The sequence below is a fragment of the Aquincola tertiaricarbonis genome (genome assembly GCF_000969605.1).
GTDB classification, from domain to species: Bacteria; Pseudomonadota; Gammaproteobacteria; order Burkholderiales; family Burkholderiaceae_C; genus Aquincola; species Aquincola tertiaricarbonis.
In genome coordinates this window covers 1-17,430 of sequence record NZ_JZUE01000028.1, presented here as the reverse complement: position 1 = coordinate 17,430, position 17,430 = coordinate 1, and the positions used below count along the sequence as shown (strand labels likewise).

Below are 17,430 nucleotides of genomic sequence, written 5' to 3'. Positions count from 1 at the left end.
GAGCAAGGTGAGTCAAGTGCAGGTCGTCACACGCAGCCCCTCCCCCGCATCCCCACTCGCTCCGCCACCGCCGCCGCCTGCTCCGAAGCCAGCTGAACCAACACCTGCCGGGCCAGGTCTACATGTGTGCTGCGCGCCGCTACCGCGCCGCTGAATGTCGTGACGATCTCCAACCCAGAGGGCATGTCGCCGAGCACCTGCACGCCCGCCACCCCCAGCAGCTCACTGCGCTGCTGAAAGCCCAGCGACACTTCGCCACCGGCGATCAGGGAGGCAACCGGCACGCCGGGGCGCGCCTGCACCAAGCGGTCCCGCAATGCGGCCATCACACCCCAGCGCTCGAACAGTGCCATCAGCGCCACTCCGCTGGGGCCGGTGGAGTAGCCGATGCTGGGCGCCTGCAGCACCGCCTCGCGCAGGGCCGCCGCGCTGCCCACGTCGGGCCTCGCCGGCCCCTCGCGCGACGCGATCGCCATGGGCGAATCGACCAAAGGCCGCAATGTGCCCGGGAGCAGGTGGCCGGCGGCCAGCAGCTTGTCCATGGCATCAGCCGCCAGCACCACCAGGTCGAAGGCCTCGCCCGCGGCCACACGGCGTGCCGCGTCCACGCCGCCCACCGACTCAAACTGCAGCGAGCTGCCGGCCGGGGCGCAGCGCGTCGCCAGTTCTGACAACAGCTGCCGGGTGGCCATTGATGAGATGCCGAGAAGGGGAACCACTGTGCTCATGGGGGCGAACTCCGGACGGAATGACGTGGGTCGCGAGTGTGCAGCAGCTTGAGGAGCAATGCCGCACGCGCACGACGAGCCCGTTTTGCGACCCGCCGGCCACCGGCGCGTGGCCGGCCGCGGCATTGCTGACGCCCAACATCAGCCTGCCGTCGTTGGCGACGTGCCCGACGCGGGCGTGCACGGCGGTGTGCTTGCTCAGGCTGCAGGTGCCGCACAGCGCCACCAGCAGCGCACCGTTGGCGCTGTCCTTGTAGTCAAGCTTGAACACCTCGCCGTCAATGGTCACGGCCGGCGTCACGGCGTAGGGCGCGCCGGCATAAAGAAGGCGGCTGCGCGATGTGGTGGTGCTGGCGTCGTTGCGGCATTCGATGACCCCGGCGCCTAACTTCAGCACGTCGAAGCGCGCCGAGCCCGCCGCGGCGGCGCGGCGGTCCTTCAGCCTGCCGCCGGTGAGGCCGGCAAAGGCGCCGGAGCCGCCGCGGATCTCGTCCAGGGCCAGCGCCATGCCCCAGGTGGCGGCGATCGGACTTGGCCAGCGCCGACCACTGGCGGCAAGCCTTGCTGTCGTCGGAGTTCTCACCTGCGCAGCTGGTGCCGGCTGTCGAGGGACCTGTGTTCACCGCGTCACGCCCTACGCTGTAGGTGGCGCCCGACGGTGAAGCCGCTGAAGGTGCCGCGGCAGGCGATGGCGTTGTCCACGCGGGCGTTGGGAAGGTAGCTGTCCCTCGATCCCGAGCCGTAGGCGGCCGGGCTGAGGGTGTCGGCCTCGGTCTTTGACCAAAACAGCATCGAACTGCCGACCCGGTGTGACGCTACCCGTGAGCCCGACGCAAGCCTGGCGCCCAAAACTGCGGCCGCCCCGGTGGAACATGCCGCTGTCCACGCCAATGCCCTGCTCCAGCGTCAACACCGCGTTCAGGCCGCCCCCCAGGTCCTTGCTGCCGCGAGAGCCCAGCCGCGAGGGCATGCTGCCCGTGAGACCGGGCTGCGGTCAGGCTGCTGCCGGCGGCCCCGGGGTTTGTCAGGTGCTCGACCCCGGCGTCGGTCAGGCCGGAGACCTGCACGCCCTGCGCCTGCGCCGCACCGGTGGCGGCGAGCAGGGCCAGGGTGAACACACTCTTGTTCATCGGAGATCTCCCCATGTTGTCTAGGCAGGTCAGGTGAGGCTGGGCGGGTGGTCCGAGCCCAGGGTGTCGGCATGCCTGCCGGCCACCGAATTCACGTGCACGGGGGGCGTTGCGGGTCTGCTCGCAGGTCTCCAGTACAACGAGCCGAGCTTGGCTTTCCGCAACTCCACCATCGCCTTCACGGACGGGATACCCGCACCCCGGTCAGCCGCCAGCACTGCCAGCACTGCCAGCACGCGAGCGACCTGCGCGATCGGCGTCGCGTCCTTCCGCGCGTAGGGCCGCGGACTGGTGCAGGCTGACGTTGGCAGCGGCCGTGCGCCGTGACGGCCAGGTCGCGGGCGCGCAGGTCCTCGGCCTCAATGCGACCCAACTCGTTGTGGCCGACCAGCACAATGCAACGCACCAAAGAGTTCATCGTCGCCTTACGCTGTCGCCGGTTCAGTCGATGGAGATCTTGGCGCGCTTGATGACGTCCCCATACTTTGTCGTCTCCGCCGCGACGAAGGCTTTGAACTGCTCGCTCGTTGCCGGGAACGGCTCGTAGCCGAAGGTTGCGTAGCGCTCCTTCAGATCCGGCTGTGCGAGCGCCGCCTGCAGGTCGGCGCGAATCTTCTCAGCGACCGCGGGCGGCACGCCCTTCGGAGCGGCAAGGGTTGTCCAGCCGGTGACCTCGAAGTTGGACGGGCCACCGGATTCAGCGACCGTCGGCACGTCGGGGAAGGCCGGCAGCCGCTTCGGCGCGGTCACCGCGATGAACTTCAGCTTGCCGGTGCGCTGCATCGGGCCGGCGGTCGCCAACGAGCCAAGCGCGAAGTCCAATTCACCATTGGCCGCCGCGGTATACAGCATCGACGTCTCCTTGTAGATGACGTGCTGCATCTGCGTGCCGGTTGCCGACTCCAGCAGCGCCGAACCGAGGTGCACAGGGTTGCCGACCGACCACGAGCCGTAGTTCAACGCGTTTGCCCGAGCCTTCGCGTCAGCCAGGATGTCGCCGACGGTCTTGTACGCGCTGCTCGACGGCACGCCGACGAAGAAGTAGGTCCTGAACAGCGGGGCGATCTGCTCAAAGTCTTTCTGTGCGTCGTAGGGCAGTCTCTTGAACAGGTGTGGGTAGGCGACGAGGTGCACGTTGTCGAGCTGGATCAGGTCGTGGCCGTCCGGCACCGCGCGCTTGAACTCGCTGATCGCGATGAAGCCGTTGCCACCCGGCTTGTTTTCCACGATCACCGGCTTGCCCCACTTCTTCTGCAGCTTCTCGGCCAGCACGCGGACGACGGCTTCCGGCCCAGCCCCGGCCGGGAATGGCGTCAAGATGCGCACGGGCTTGGTGGGCCACTCTTGGGCGAGGGCGGCGGTGGCCAGAGCCAGCAGCGCGCCGGCGGCAATGGTCTTCTTCATGGTATGTCTCCTAATTTGTCTGTGCGGCTGTTCACCTGGTGCGTGGCCATCGAGGGCCGAACGTTCAGGACTGGGAGCGTCACGGGCTCATCGCGGCAATCAACCGGCGGCGTTTGTCGGCCAGGTTCATCTTTTGGGTGCATCCCAGCCAAGCGGGCCGGCGTCCTTGCCGGCGACCGAATACAGCGCCTGCGTGTTGCGTGTCTTCTCGAAAGTTGCGAGCGTTTCGCCCCGCATCGCCGCGTAGATGTGCAGGTTCGAGGTGCCGACCACGGCGCCGAGCTTCTCCAGCATGAAAAAGATGACGCCGTAGTGGATCAGCGCGCGCCAGTCGCGTTCGCGCACCATCCCCCGCTCCTCGTCGGTCAGATGCGCCTCGCGCATGCACATATCCTCATCGGCGAGGAAGCGCGCGCGCTGCACCGGCTCGACGAGCCGATGAAGGAAGCGGTTGAGCTGGTAAGCCTGCACGCAACGGCCGATGGTGAAAGGATAGGTGCCTTCGAGCTGCGCGATGCCGGCGAGTTGTGCACCGACGTGCGCCCGGTGCCGCTCGACCGCAGCCGCCGACATACCCTGCCCCACCGGCTCATAAATCGCGGTGGCGATGCCGGTCATCGACGGCAGGTAGTAGCTGCGGTGCTTGCACTCGACCTGCGCCGCGAGCGCGCCGCGCATCACGAGCCACATGATGACCTCGGCACCTTCGAGCCCGCCGAGCGCTGCATATTCGGCGTGGGTGATCTGTGTCAGTTGCTCGGGGTCTTGCTCGAGCAGGTCAAGAAAACGAGCGTCCCACTCGGGGTTGTTGAAGCCTGCTCGCTCACCGTGCACCTGGTGCGACAGCCCGCCGGTCGCAACGACGGCGACCTTGATGTTCTCGGGGTAGCTCTCGATCGCGCGGCGTAGCGCCTGGCCGAGCTTGAAGCAGCGGCGCGCGGTCGGGATCGGGAACTGCAGCACGCCCATCTGCAGCGGCACCACCTTCACCGGCCAGGTCGGCTCGTGAGGGCACATGACGGACAACGGCGAGAAGCAGCCGTGGTCGAGCGCCCGCTCCTGGAACACCGACAGGTCGAACTCATCTGCCGCCAGCGAGCGTGCGATGTGCTCGGCGAATGCCGGATCGCCTTCGACCGGCGGCAGGTCGCGCGCGCCGCCACCTTCGTCGGCCACCGGCCACTGGCGGCCCACACCGAGCGCGAAGGCCGAGTAGTGGTCGAAGAAAAACGAGGTGACGTGGTCGTTGTAGACAAACAGCAGGACGTCGGGCCGCTTGTCGGCGATCCACTGCCGAAGCGGCTCGAAGGCCTCGAAGATCGGTGCCCACACGGGGTCACCTTGTTTTTCGCGGTCGAACGCGAAGCCGATGGTCGGGGTGTGCGAGGCGGCGAGGCCGCCAATGATCTTGGCCATGCGTGTTGTCTTCTGTCACAGGTTAGCGTCGAGCTTGGCCTTGATCCAGGCGAAGGCTTCTTGCACGTCGTAATTGCCGCTGTGGCCCACGAGGTAGGGGAACTTGAAGCTCACATCTTTCATCTGGGGGGGTCGTTTTTGATCGCAAGATTCAGCAGCGTCTGCATCCCAAACGCAGTGTCGCGGTCGACCATGCCCGTGTCGCACGTACCAGTAAGGCGCGGTGTCGGCCCCGGTGTTCAGGTAGGCGATCGGATTGATCAGTTTCAGCTGTGTGGCCAAGCCGTTCGAGCTGCTGGCGAGGTAGTCGCTCCAGGACAGCCCCGTGTCGTCCTGGCCCGAGCCGTCGGCGGGCGCGGCGTTGTGGTTCCAACTCCATTCCGTAAAATTGGAGTACGCATAGGCGTCCGAGCCGAACAAGTTGGTCTCGCCGCTCGCGTTCCACACGCCGGTCGTGGCGCTTTTGTTGCTGGTGACGCCGACCGCATCGAAGGCAACCACCGTCTTCAGCGCCTGGTTGGCGGCGACGTAATGCACGAACTTCGCGTAGTCGAGATCGGCTACCGTCGCGCTGACGCCGTTGCCGTCGAGCGTCAACCAATCGTTGACAAGTGTCGCGCGGCTCGTCACAAAGTTGCCGCTGAGGCCGGGCACCGCGGTGCCCTTGGCAGTCTGACGCTCGATTTCCTCTTTGACCAAAGCTCGGGTCGTGGTCCTCAGGGTCGCGTCGGTCAGCGTGCTGCCGTCGGCGAGTTTCAGGTTCAGTCTGCCGACGTAGGCCGGGAAGCTGGCGGCGATCGCTGTGGCCGCCGCCGGCTGCGGGCCGGCTGAGTAGGCCACGCCGCAGAGTGCGCCGGTATTGGCGTCGGTGCGCACTGCGGCGTACTCCCATTCGTAGCCAGCGTCCGCGTTGCCAAGGTTGTTGATCGGGCAGTAGGCGACAGCGGCGAACACGTGGTCCTTGATGGTGCTTTTCGCGGTTGCATCGGTGCCGCGCACGCCTGCGGCCCCAATCTCAGCCAAAAAGGGCAGATAGTCGTCGCTGTTGCCGCTGGCCGAAACGGCCGCCGTCAGCCCGCCGCCCCCGCTCGTGCCCGTCATGATGATGCGCTCGGCCGAACCTGGCATCAGGCGGTCGTTCAGGCGGAGGTAGCGGATCGCCGCCTTTGCGTCGACCACCGGTGCGGGCGCCTTGCCGGCCCAGCGCCCATCCGCGGCGCGCGCGCCGCGGCTTCGCGTACCGACGTTGACAACGACATAGCCAGCCTTGAGCGCAGCGCCGATGTTGTCGGTGTCGCTGGTGCTGGTGAAAGCTTTGCCTTCGGTGATCGTCGTCGCGACGGCGCTGGTCCACCAGCCGCTGTTGTTGACGAGCAAGTAGAGCGCCGCCTTCTGATCCTCGGCCAGCGCCTCGGACACCGAAACGATCATCGTCTGGTAGGCGTAGGGGTCGGTCAGCGTGGTGGTGCCCCCGCCAAGGGTTGCCTGCGTCGCTGCCATCTTGACCGGGCTCGCGACGTACACGATCCGGTACTGGCGCACGGCGACGTTTGCACCGTCGACAGTGACGTTCACGGTCGTGTACTTGGTCGCGTCGAACGTCAGCGCCGAGTCGTCGGCGTCCGGCGCGCCGTCGCCGCCGACGCATCCCGCGATGAGTGCCAGGCAGCAAGGCCAGGCGAGGCTGCAGATCAGGCGGCGCATCGCGCTCGAGTCCATAGGAGTGGTTCCCTGCAAGATGACCGCAATCGCGGCGCGGCTGGTTGGTTGTAGGCACGATCTTCGACGGCCGCTGCCCCTGCCGTAAGATGCCGCCAAGCGGGGCGAGATAACTGCTTGTTATCATGGCTTCAATGAAGCTCACCGGCCTGCGCGCGCTCATCGCCGCCGTCGACGAAGGCAGCCGCGGGGTGCCTCGCGCCGCATAGGGGTGTCCCAGCCGGCCGTGACCAAGCTCATCCGCGAGCTGGAGCGAGAGCTGTCAACCACACTGCTGCTGCGCTCAACTACCGGCGTGATTGCAACGGCGCAGGGGAAAACGCTGTATGACAGCGCTGTCTCTGCCGACCGCGAGCTCGTGCAGGCCGTCGAGCAAATTCGACAGCTCGAAGGTCGGATGACGGGTACGCTGACCATCGGCGCGGTGCCGCTAGCGGTGATGCTGCTGGTGCCCGAGACGCTGCGGACCTTCAGCCGCGCATTCCCGGACATTCAGCTGCGCATCGTGGAAGAGTTGTACATCGTGCAGCTCACGCGGCTTCGCAAGGGGGAGGTCGACCTCGCGCTGGGTCCCCTGCCGGGCGACCTGCCGGCGGGCGAATTCGTCACTGACGTACTGATGCCGATCGAGATGGTCGTCGTGGTGCGCCGCGGGCATCCGATGGCGCGCGCGCGGCGCCTCGGCGAGTTGGGGCAGGCGCCTTGGGTGTACACCGGCGCGACGGCCGAGTCGGGCTATGCCAAGATGCTGTTCGAGCGGCACGGCCTGCCACCTCCGCCAGCCGGCGCGCTTGTCAACTCGACGCTTGGGCTGTTGTCTATCGTTGCGAGCGGCCACTGCATCGGGCTGCTGCCGCGGCAGATCGCTGCGCACGCCTTCGCTCAGCCCTACCTGGAGACGGTGGCCATCGAGGAAGGCCCGCTGGCGCTGGAACTCGGCGTGCTCGCGCGTGCCGAGTCGCACTTGAAGCCGAGCGTGCGGCAATTCATGGCCCACCTGCACCGGGCGGCGCACCAACTCGGCAGCAGTGGCATACACGTCGGCCACATGGTTGATGGCGGAAGATGGCGGCGCGGGCTTGCAGGCGGCGGCGCAGGCCCCCGATCCGGTCCTACTTGACATGCACCTACCGGACATAGCCGACATGGAAGTGCTGCGCCGCAACTAAGCGGACAGCCGTACCTCCTCAATGCCCATGGTGACACTGTCCGCCAGTGGCACGGCACAGGACATTCAGGCGGCACGAGAGGCAGGTGCCCCAGACGACAACACAAAGCCCATGGACTTCACCGAGCTGCGGTGCCGACTTGCGGCCCATCTGGACACGACCAGCAGCACGCAGAAAGCGGTTGCTTAAGCCGTGGAACACAGCGATTTTGGTCGTGTGGTGACCGACCTCACTGACGTGCGCCGACCGGCAGGCGGCGGATCTCGTGAACCCGGCACGCGTCACTTCGTCCGATGAGCGCTCGGGGACCAAGTCGACCCTTTTGGCGCCTGTTGGCAACCCCGAGGGCAATGGTCGCCACAGCTTTGCCGCCGACCGCATAACCCACGTTGGGACCCAACCTATGAGGCTGCCATAGGCGTGGCCCAAACAGCGCATTGACCCAAGCTGTTTGAGGGCCGAGCAGGCATGCGCATGGACGCGCACTGACTCCCAGAAATTGGACGGCAATAACATCCATACACCGACTGCCTTCTCGCAGGCGGAATCTGATCGGCTTGGTGTACAGCTACAACCTGTTGCGCTAGTGTTGTCGTAACGAATGTAGCGCCGGATGCCTTTCCAAAGAGCTTCGGCGGGCTGAAACTGGTTGATGTTGAAGAGCACAGCCTTGAGGTTCCGGACGAAACCTCTGGGGGGGTCAGCTTATACCCCGGCGCAGCAGGCTGCCTCCCCAGGCTTCCGAGAAGCGAATTGTCGGCGGGGCTATGCCACCGAAAGTGATTCTCGATTACAGTCAGTGCTCACCAGCAATTGGCTGCCACAACCGCTCAAGCGGGGTTCGCCTCAGCATTGCGGGACTACCGTGCACGCGCTATGCACCGCAACGGTCGTCGATGGGCTTAACTGCAACCCGCCACTTCCACTGAGGGGCAGAACACTGTGAACGACACCGATGGGTTGCGACGCATAGGACTGAAGGCCACAGTCCCTCGCCTGCGCATCCTTGAGCTGCTGCGAGCAGGCCCCGAGCGGCATCTTTCAGCAGAAGACATTCACCGGCGTTTGCTGTCGCTGGGCCTCGATGTGGGTTTGGCCACGGTGTACCGCGTGCTGTCGCAACTGGAGCAGGCCGGCATCGTGTCGCGCAGTGTCTTCGAGACAGGCAAGGCGGTGTTCGAGATCGATGAGGGAAGCCACCACGACCACTTAATCTGCGTGCAGTGTGGTGAGGTCGACGAGTTTTACGACCCTCTGATCGAGAAGCGTCAAGCCGCCATTGCGCAGGAGCGCGGCTTTGAACTCCAACAGCACAGGTTGTCGTTGTTTGGCCGTTGCGCCCGTTGCCGCGCAGCACACCCTGCCAAGGATTAACTACCAGCGGTGTCATTGAAGATGTCGCCAGTATGTCGCGATGACAGCTGTCTTGTGCTTCGCCCGTACAGTGAACGCCTGCAATTTGCATCACCGGTTGGTCGGCCTTGCATGCTCAGCAAGCGTCCGGCGCAACGCATGTTGTATTCAGACCTGGCAGGCGGCCAGCTTGACGCGCAGGCGGTATTGTGGGCGCGCAGTTCGAGCGTCAGGCCGCCGCCGTTGTCCTCAGCCTCAAACACCGGGCGAATTTCCAGTTGCGAGCCCACCGGAAACGGATTGGGGAAGCGGCGGCCCGTTCCAGCGCCTTGACGATCGAGGCCACCTGACGGCCCCAGAACCAATCACCAGCATATTGCGCTCCGCAAAGAGGCCGTTGATCCTTCGATGACCTCGCACTGACTGCCGAGAAAGCGCACCTGCTTGCCGCGAGCGCGTGGTGCACCACTCCGCCGAACACCTTACTTCGGCCCGCAGCTGCTCCTCGAGAGATATGCTCAATGGCAGCCAGCATCTCGGCAAAGGGTAGTTCGCCCGCGTCGAAAACAGCAGTGCCCTTCACCAGCACAATTTCACGCCTCGCCAGCTCGTCAACCGAAGTGGTTGACATCACGGTACCACCACGAAGTAGGCCGTCCCATTCTGACGACACGGCCGCAAGATGCTGTAGGTAGGAAGGCAACCGGTCACACCAAGCAGGACCTGGCGCTGGGGCAGCCACCCGGTGCTCAGAGGTGCCTGAGCGACATGGTGCGAATGCAAGGCCGGCTTGGATGCCGTGGCCTCCCGAAGTCACCTCCGCCTGCGCATGTCGGCACGGGCGCTCAACGAAAAACGCATACGGTGAACCAGTATCAAGACTAGGTACACCAGGCCTGCTGAAACACTGGTGTGGCCGCTGTAGCTCACCACTCCGAGGCTCCAGCCCTTGTGTGCAACCACCCAGCCCAGCGCTCCCAGCAGCAGCGTCCAGCCCGCGACGCGCAGCAGCCGCACACGTCCATGGCTGCAGGCGCGGCCCAGCAACTCCTCCTGCACGCGATCGGTAGCGGCGGCCAATGCGGCGAAGCCGCTTAGGCACAGCAGCAGGCTAACCGAATCGCTCATCTGGCCGCCTCGCCGGCACGGACGCCCGGCCGTGGCGCGGCGGCTGCGGGCCGTGTGGCGGCGCCGCGCGGGCGCGCGGTGCGCAGGGCCAGCGCAGCGAGCAGCGCGGCATGCACCCACAGCATCAGCTCCACGCCGGCGAAGGTCCAGTCGCCATCCGCCAGGCTGCGCCACAGCGGCCGGTCCGTCAGCAGCGCATTGACCAGGGGCAGCAGCGCCAAGCTGATCGCGCCCAGGCCGAACAGTTCGATCCAGGCCCGGCGGGCCGGCCGCAGCAGCGCATGCGCCAGCGCTAGGCCCCACACAATGAAGAACACGTGGATCTCCCAGGCCGCGCGCTGCGGCAGCTCCGGCGGCAGCAGCCGGTTGCCCCAGAGCAGGCCGCCCATGGCCAGCGGCAGTCCGGCCACAGTGGCGATGTTCAATCGCTCCACCAAGCGGAAGCCCAACGGGGGCCGTTCAGGCGCCACCAGGCGCTGGCGCCGCTTGACGGTCCACATCACCAGTCCACTGCCCACCATCGCCGTGCCGGCCAGGCTGACCAGGAAGTACAGCCAACGCGTCGTGCCGTCGCCGAAGCGGCCCAGGTGCAGGCCGTACAGGACGCCACGCATCTCGGCTGCGGCGCCCACGGCTGCCGGCGCCGGCAGCAGCGCGCCGGTGGGGCCGTCGAACAGCAGGTACTGCGGGCTCATCGACACCCGCCCTGCCTCGCCGCGGGTGACGGCCACGCGAGCGACGGCATCGCCGGGATTGGCGGCGGTCACGCGCGCCACAGTGCCTGGGCCCCACTGCCGTTCAGCCTCGCGCACCATCGCCTCCACCGAGGCCAGCGGCACCGCCTGGCCCGATGGCTTGCCCGGCTGGATGAAGGCATTGAGCTGGGCACCCAGCTCACGCTTGAGCGCGGGCGTGGTGATGGCCGCGCGTTCACCCCAGGGCATGTACAGCGCCATCAGGGTGACCAGCCCGGTATAGGTAATCATCAGGTGGAAGGGCAACCCGAAGACCGACAGCGCGTTGTGTGCATCCAGCCAGGCGCGGTGCCCCTTGCCCCAGCGGAAGGTGAAGAAGTCGATGAAGATCTTCTTGTGGGTGATCACACCGGTGACGATGGCCACCAGCATGAGCATGCCCCCCAGTCCCGCCAGCCAGCGGCCCCAGACCACCGGCAGATAGTGGAACTGGAAGTGGAAGCGGTAGAAAAACTCCCCACCCTGTGTGTCGCGAGCGGTCACCTTCTGGCCGGTGGCCGGATCGAAATGCGCATCGCTGAAGGCACGCCAACCGCCATCACCTCCCGGCACACGCCAGAAGGCACTCACGACCGCGTGGCGGTCGTCGTTCAGCCGCAGGCTCCACTGCGGCGTACCGGCAGCCACCGAGGCCAGCGCCTGCGCCACCCGGCCGGCCACCACCGCCGGCTCGGGCACCTCGGCCTGGTAAGCGATTTCCGGCCGCATCCAGGCCGACAGTTCCTCCTTGAAATAGCTGACAGTGCCAGTGAGGAACATGGCGAACAAAAACCAGCCGAGCAGCAGCCCGGTCCAGGTGTGCAGTTCCGACATCGTCTGCCGGATGCCGCGTGGCGCAGGTGCTGCGCCTCGTGTGTCGCCGGTGCTCATGTCAGGCAGCAGCCGGTGCGGCGTGCCACACGGTCCAGGCCAACGGCAGCAGCGGCAGCGCGGCCGCAGTCAGGCCGGCCCAGGCACGCGTGGCGCTGCGCACCGCGAACACCCACACCACTGCGCCGGCATACACCGCGAAGCTGACCAGCATGCCGGCGATGACGGCCTGCGGCACGCTCACCGGCAGCGCCAGCACCGCCACGCTGGCCAGCGCGGCCAGCGCATAACCGCCGGCCAGCGCCGCGACGATGCGCGAGGCCATCGCCGAGTTCATCGGTGCGGCGCTTGTGCAGGGCCAGCGGGCAGCGGGGTCAGCCCTTGGGCCTGCAGCACGGTGAGCGAGGTCACGTAGTTCACGCCGTCGTAGCGCTCGGGCGTGCCCTGGGCGCCGGGGCGCTCGCCGTCGCTGCGCTCCTGGTGCGACACCTCGGCCACGTAGGCGCCCTGCCAGGGCAGGTCGAAGCGCACCAGCCCCTGCTCGTCGCTCTCCTGTTCCTTGGCCCAGCCCGACGGCGTGGCCAGCGTCACCTTGGCCTGGGGCAGCGGCTGGCCGCGAAAAAAGGCCTGGAAGCGGCCCGGCTCGCCCGTAGGCACCAAATCCAGCCGCAGCGTGGGCGGCAGGGCAGCCGCGGTGGTCACCAGCCGCGCGGCCGGGTAATACCAGTGGGTGACCGGCTGACCGGCCTGCTTGGCGGCATACAGCGGATAGCGGGCGTCCTCGGCCACAAGGGACTGGCCGGCGGCCGCGCGCACGGGCAGCAGCCAGCCGTCCGCGGCCTTGACGGCGGCCACCGGCGCGGTCTCGCGGCCGTCGAGCAAGGTGGCGCGCACTTCGCCGAACTTGTCGAGCAACCCGGGCGAGGCCTCGCGCAGGTTGGCGGCAAATTCACCAAAGCGCACCGCGGCGCGTTCGTCGGTGGCGGCCGGCTGTTCGATCCACAGGTGGTGGGCCTGGGTGGCGCCAGCGGCGGTCAGGCACAGCGGCAGCAGGGCAAGGCGGAGCAGGTGCTTGTTCATCGTAAGAGTCCCAGGCGGCTCAGAAGTCGAAGGAGGCGGACATGACCACAGTTCGGCCGGTGGCCACGGTCGCGTAGGTGCCGCTGAGCAGCCAGTAGTGGCGGTCGAACAGGTTGTCGATGTTGAGTCGCAGCACGGTGGGCGTGCCCGCGAGCGTGGTGCGGTAGCGCGCGCCAATGTCGGCCCGTGTCCAAGCCGGCACGCGCAGCGTGTTGGCGCTGTCCAGCCAGCCCGAGGAGGTGTAAATCACCCGGCCGTTCAACCCCAGGCCGGGCACCGCCGGCACTTCCCAGTCGGTGCCGACACTGATCTGGCGCCGGGCCACGCCGGTGGCGTCTTTGCCGTCGTTGAGGCCGCCAGCGGTGCGCTTCTGCTTGGCCTGGGTGAAGGCGGCGGTGGCGAGCCAGCGCACGCTGCGCACCACTTCGCCCTGGGCGGTGAATTCCACGCCGCGGTTGCGCTGCCGGCCGTCGAAGCCGTAGCGCGGCAAGCCACCGCCGGCCACCGGCACGTTGATCGCGTTGGGCCGGTCGATCTGGTAGACGTTGGCCGCGGTGAGAAAGCTGCCCCAGTCCATCTTCACGCCAGCCTCGACTTGCTCCGACTGGTAGGGCGCAAACACCTCGCCCGGATTGCTCACCGTGCCGTTGCTGGGCGCGACGGCGCCGCGGGTCAGGCCCTCGGCATAGTTGGCGTATAACGACAGGCGGTCGCTGGCCTTGAAGACGATGCCACCCAGGCGCGACAGCGCGCTTTTGTCGTAGCCGTTGGTGGGGGTGACGGGAAAGGTGACCACCTTGGCCGTCTGGTCGCGCAGGCCCAGCGTCAACAACAGGCGGTCGTCGAGGAAGGACAGCGTGTCTGCCACGGCGATGCTGGTCAGCGTCGTTTCGGAGGTCTTCGTGGGCGCTAGGCGGTCGCCAATCACCGCAGGCATGTCCACCGGGTTGTAGATGTTGGACGGCACCGAGGTGGACGCTGGATTGGCGCGGTAGAAGCTGCCGGTTTCCTGCTCCAACCGGCTGGCGGCCAGCGACAGCGTGTGGCCCATGCCGGCGGTCTTGAAGCGGGCACGCAGGCCGGCGTCGTAGCTTCTCGTCTTGAAGTAGGCGTCGTACCAGGCACCGATCAGGCGGAAGTCGCCTTGTGTATTGGCGCGGGTGCTGGCGGTGGGAAAGTCCTGCATCGTCCAGCTGTCCCGGTCCCCAGCGGCCAGCCAGGCGGTGATGCGGTCGGTAAGGTCGTACTCCAGCCGCGTGGCCACCACCTCGTCGTCCAGCTCCAACAGTGCGTTCGGGCCATAGATGTTCTTGCGCGGGTCCGGCGGCTCGGGCAGCTCGGTGATGCCGCTGAGAAAGGCGGGCTGCGAGCGGAAGCCGCGGATGTTTTCGTGCTGCTTAAACAGGTCGAGCGACCAGCGCAGCCGGCTGCCCCGGTAGTCAAGCGCCACCGCCCCAAAGCGCTGGCGTGCGTTGCCGTCATCAATGCTGGCCTCGCCGTCGCGGTAGCTGCCGTTGAAGCGCAGGCCCCATTCCTGGTTCTCGCCGAAGCGGCGGCCCACGTCGACCGCCAGCCCCGCCTGCGCGCCGGTGGCCAGGCTGCCGGTCACACGTGTCAGCGGCTGGTTGCCCGCGCGCTTGGGAATGATGTTGATGCTGCCGCCGATGCTGCCACCCGGCGGCATGCCGTTGAGCATGGCGCCGGGCCCCTTGAGCACTTCTACCCGCTCCATGATCTCGGCCGGCATACGGTTGCCGGACGACAGGCCGTACAGGCCGTTGAAGCCGATGTCGCCGCTCGGCACCGCGAAGCCGCGGATCTGAAAGTCTTCGCCAAAGCCCTGCGCCGCGGTCATCACCCTCACCGAGGCATCGTTTTGCAAGACGTCCGCCAGCGTGCGCGATTGCTGGTCGCGCATCAGCTGCTCGGTGTAGTTGAGCGTGCTGAAGGGGATGTCCATCGCGTCCTGCGAGCCCAGGATGCCCAGGCCACCGACGGAGCCGAAGCCCGCCTTTTGCCTTTCCACCTTGCCCGTGATGGTGATCTTGCTAGCAGACGCATCCGCCTCAACGACAGTCGAGGATGGCGCCGAGGCTGCAGTCGAGGGCGCGACCGCCGCCTGCTGGGCTTTCGCAATCATCGCCAAACAACTGAGACCCACCGCCACCGGCATGAGCCGCAACACGGGAACAAGAGACATGGATGCAAACCTAGATACGAATGATTCGTATTATAGGCACATCACTCTAGGCGCCGTGATTAGTGTGGCGGCCCGGTCGCAAGTCGGGCTTCAGCCGGTCGCCTTCATTCACCTGACCTGTCCTTTGACACCACACTGCTATCGAGGTCCTCGAGCCGACGCTGCGACGCACCCAGCGCATCCGCTACGAGCGCGGCGGTACTGGACCTACAGTGGCTGAACGGCCTCGATGCGCTGCTGCAGTCGCTGCAGGCGCTGGGATTGCCTGCTAGCGCAGGCTTCTCCTGGGTCGACGGTGAGGCCAGCCTCATAACCCGCGTGCGCGACCTGCGGCTGCCCGACACGCGGCAGTGCGAAGGTCGCACTCGAAGCCGCCCCGCGAGCGATCTGCCCCCACCTAACGACGTGGCTCCGGGGTGCGATTCTGCAAAGCCTTCTGAGCAACACGCCCCGACGAGAATTCTGTGACCCGGAAACTCGGTGTCCGCTGCATGAACGCCGCCAGATGACGCGCCAGTTCGCGATCACGAGGGTCTCCCGAACGGACCAGGACTTGTCCAACCTGGGCCCAGGCCTGCCGAGCCAAGGCGTGGGACGCAGGGGCAGCAGTCTTCATGCGATGGGGATCGTCTCGCTGCAGCCGCTGCTGTGCCCTGGCCTGCCGTCGCCATAGCGGCTCATCAACCCCGCGCACGCCACGGGTCGTAGCCCGGGTGGCCTCCGCATCGATACCCCAACCTCGGAGCTTTTCAGCAAATGTTTCGCGCCAACGCTGCAGATCCGCCTTGCGGGGGTTCAGCCGGCGTCCGTGGTTCGACTCCGCTCGCACACTGAGGTGGACATGCGGATGGGCTTGGTGGTCGTGCAGCACCATGACGTACTTGTGTCCTGCGAGCTCGGCCCGTGCAAATTCGCGAGCGGCGCGCTGCACGATCGACGGGTCGGTGCCGCGCGGCATGGAGAGCATGATGTTGTACGCCTCGCGCCGCTCAGTCTCTTCGGCGATGAGGCTGCCACCCCAACGCCACTCGTCCACCAGCAGTTCGAGTTCTCCTCGGCCTTGCACTGCGTCGCCTCGTTCGTCTTCCATCGGCAATCGACCGTGCTTGCTGATGTAGTGGAAGTGCGCGGTGATGGCGCGCATGCCTCTGCCGCCTCCGGTGACCTTGACCATCACTTGCGGCGCTCGCCGCTGCACCATGGCGGCTATGCGCTGACGCAAGACATCGGCCCGCTGGCTCGACGTGCCGCGCAAGTGAGGTGCGGTGTTCGCGGTCCTGCGGTTGGCCGGATAAAAGAGCCGCTCACCCCAGTGCAACAGGGCGAGATCGGTGGCGGTGTTCATGTGGGCCTCCTCTTGCGGCGACCGTCGTTCACGCGCCGCAGGGGCACGCTAACGGAAGGCTTCTGCATCGGCGCTTGGCGGGCGATCGACACCAGCAACTCATTCAAGGCGATCACCACCTGGTTGACGGCCTCACATTCTGCAAGCGCAGGTCCGCCGCAGTTCATTCCCGCCATCCGGTGCAAGGTCCTGCGCAGTGCAGCCAGCTCGGCAGTCATCGACACCAGCGCCTGGCGCTGAGCCTCCACCTGCTGGGCATCGGCTGCACTGGGGGCTCCGCTTGCCAACGCTGCCAGCCATCGACCCGGGCTCTGGCCAGCACGCGCAGCGGACGACATCACCGCCCTGACCTCTTCAGGCCGCATGCGCAGGCACAGGCGCTTGGATCGCTGCCGCCTTGCTGAGCCTGAAGCCAGGGACGTAGACGCGGGATTGGTACCGAGACAAGCAGCAAGCGCCTGCCGAACGAGCTGCGACGGCATCAGGCCTTCGGCTTGGGACCGCGCCACCAGCGCGGCTTTCAAGCCTTGCAAATCGACCGTGATGCGGTCACGAGCTGAGGTGTCCATCCGAGCCTCCGAGGACAAGCGCCAGCTTGTCCGACAAACGGCGCCACCGCGCCTATCCTGCACTAACCCACGACTTGAGTCTCTCGCCATTCGATGGCATTAGCACGATGATTTTCCTGTCTAAATTCAGCAAGTAGTCGGAGTCGAGCCGAAGATTTGCATCAGCAGTCACGATATGTGCATTCAATCCGCATTTCGCCGCATCAAGTGAATGGCATCCGAGATTCGCCGATGTCAAGGATGAAATTTGGCTGAATTTCATCGCCGCGTTGTCTCAGGGGGCGCTTAAGCTGGCTTTGGTACAGGAGACGCCCATGCAACTGGTCCCCAAACTTGTTCCCAGAGAACCGCCGGGCCGCACCGGCCGCAAGGTGTCCGCCTACCGCGACGAGATCCTTCGTCTGCACGCCGAGGGCTATACCTTTCGGGCCATCCGCGATGCCTTGCTGGATGAGGGCATTGATGTGCACGTGACAACGGTTCAACGGGAAGCCGCCCGCGGCGCTGCCAGCCGTCGTCGCCCTGCAAGCGCGACGATGGCGCCTGCGGCACGTGCCGTCCGGCCCGCCGAATCTGCGATGGCTTGGAGCCCAGGGCAGCGCACCGGCAAGGAGATCGCGGCGG

The 17,430-nt window shown here is 66.5% G+C and carries 15 protein-coding genes and 1 pseudogene; 3 read left to right on the top strand and 13 right to left on the bottom strand.

The window, feature by feature from the left end; genetic code table 11:
* Positions 1-26: 26 nt before the first annotated feature.
* From VO99_RS23555 to VO99_RS23535, 5 genes and pseudogenes are all read right to left on the bottom strand, one after another.
* Positions 27-728: a substrate-binding domain-containing protein gene (locus tag VO99_RS23555; RefSeq protein ID WP_046115396.1), complete on the bottom strand. Its 702-nt coding sequence runs from the start codon at positions 726-728 to the stop codon at positions 27-29.
* Positions 729-786: 58 nt separating this feature from the next.
* Positions 787-1,858 (bottom strand): annotated as a pseudogene (locus VO99_RS23550) (porin); the annotation flags it as partial.
* 441 nt (positions 1,859-2,299) lie between these two features.
* On the bottom strand, positions 2,300-3,262 hold the full coding sequence (locus VO99_RS23545; protein ID WP_046115395.1) for a Bug family tripartite tricarboxylate transporter substrate binding protein: 963 nt from the start codon (positions 3,260-3,262) through the stop codon (positions 2,300-2,302).
* A 126-nt stretch (positions 3,263-3,388) separates the two neighbouring features.
* Positions 3,389-4,678, bottom strand: a complete 1,290-nt coding sequence (locus VO99_RS23540) for a gallate dioxygenase (protein WP_046115394.1) — start codon at positions 4,676-4,678, stop codon at positions 3,389-3,391.
* Positions 4,679-4,693: 15 nt separating this feature from the next.
* Positions 4,694-6,382 (bottom strand): subtype B tannase, encoded by a 1,689-nt coding sequence (locus VO99_RS23535; protein WP_232315497.1) that lies wholly within the window; start codon positions 6,380-6,382, stop codon positions 4,694-4,696.
* Positions 6,383-6,623: 241 nt separating this feature from the next.
* Here VO99_RS23535 and VO99_RS23530 point away from each other — a divergent pair, with 241 nt between their 5' ends.
* Positions 6,624-7,517, top strand: coding sequence for a LysR family transcriptional regulator (locus VO99_RS23530; RefSeq protein ID WP_232315495.1), 894 nt, complete (start codon positions 6,624-6,626; stop codon positions 7,515-7,517).
* Positions 7,518-8,508: 991 nt separating this feature from the next.
* Complete coding sequence (fur, locus tag VO99_RS23525) at positions 8,509-8,940, top strand: ferric iron uptake transcriptional regulator (protein ID WP_046115393.1); 432 nt, start codon at positions 8,509-8,511, stop codon at positions 8,938-8,940.
* 208 nt (positions 8,941-9,148) lie between these two features.
* On the opposite strand, the gene VO99_RS30515 is transcribed toward fur, so the two are convergent.
* From VO99_RS30515 to VO99_RS30510, 8 genes are all read right to left on the bottom strand, one after another.
* Complete coding sequence (locus VO99_RS30515) at positions 9,149-9,550, bottom strand: hypothetical protein (protein ID WP_157039737.1); 402 nt, start codon at positions 9,548-9,550, stop codon at positions 9,149-9,151.
* Between the two features lie 182 nt (positions 9,551-9,732).
* On the bottom strand, positions 9,733-10,047 hold the full coding sequence (locus VO99_RS23520) for a DUF3325 domain-containing protein (RefSeq protein WP_046115392.1): 315 nt from the start codon (positions 10,045-10,047) through the stop codon (positions 9,733-9,735).
* Positions 10,044-11,672, bottom strand: a complete 1,629-nt coding sequence (locus VO99_RS23515; protein ID WP_046115391.1) for a PepSY-associated TM helix domain-containing protein — start codon at positions 11,670-11,672, stop codon at positions 10,044-10,046. Before VO99_RS23515 ends, VO99_RS23520 begins: the two co-directional genes overlap by 4 nt.
* A 1-nt stretch (position 11,673) precedes the next feature.
* On the bottom strand, positions 11,674-11,949 hold the full coding sequence (locus VO99_RS23510) for a DUF3649 domain-containing protein (protein ID WP_046115390.1): 276 nt from the start codon (positions 11,947-11,949) through the stop codon (positions 11,674-11,676).
* Positions 11,946-12,692, bottom strand: coding sequence for a DUF4198 domain-containing protein (locus tag VO99_RS23505; protein ID WP_046115389.1), 747 nt, complete (start codon positions 12,690-12,692; stop codon positions 11,946-11,948). Before VO99_RS23505 ends, VO99_RS23510 begins: the two co-directional genes overlap by 4 nt.
* Before the next feature lie 19 nt (positions 12,693-12,711).
* Positions 12,712-14,718 (bottom strand): TonB-dependent receptor, encoded by a 2,007-nt coding sequence (locus VO99_RS23500; RefSeq protein WP_052736577.1) that lies wholly within the window; start codon positions 14,716-14,718, stop codon positions 12,712-12,714.
* A 571-nt stretch (positions 14,719-15,289) separates the two neighbouring features.
* Positions 15,290-16,237, bottom strand: coding sequence for a relaxase/mobilization nuclease domain-containing protein (locus VO99_RS29755; RefSeq protein ID WP_083440876.1), 948 nt, complete (start codon positions 16,235-16,237; stop codon positions 15,290-15,292).
* Positions 16,234-16,806 carry a hypothetical protein gene (locus VO99_RS30510; RefSeq protein WP_157039736.1) on the bottom strand — a complete coding sequence of 191 codons (573 nt, stop codon included), beginning with the start codon at positions 16,804-16,806 and terminating at the stop codon, positions 16,234-16,236. The genes VO99_RS29755 and VO99_RS30510 overlap by 4 nt, the downstream gene beginning before the upstream one ends.
* A 314-nt stretch (positions 16,807-17,120) precedes the next feature.
* Here VO99_RS30510 and VO99_RS30505 point away from each other — a divergent pair.
* Positions 17,121-17,430: hypothetical protein (locus VO99_RS30505; RefSeq protein ID WP_157039735.1), on the top strand; the 310-nt coding region annotated here is incomplete at its 3' end.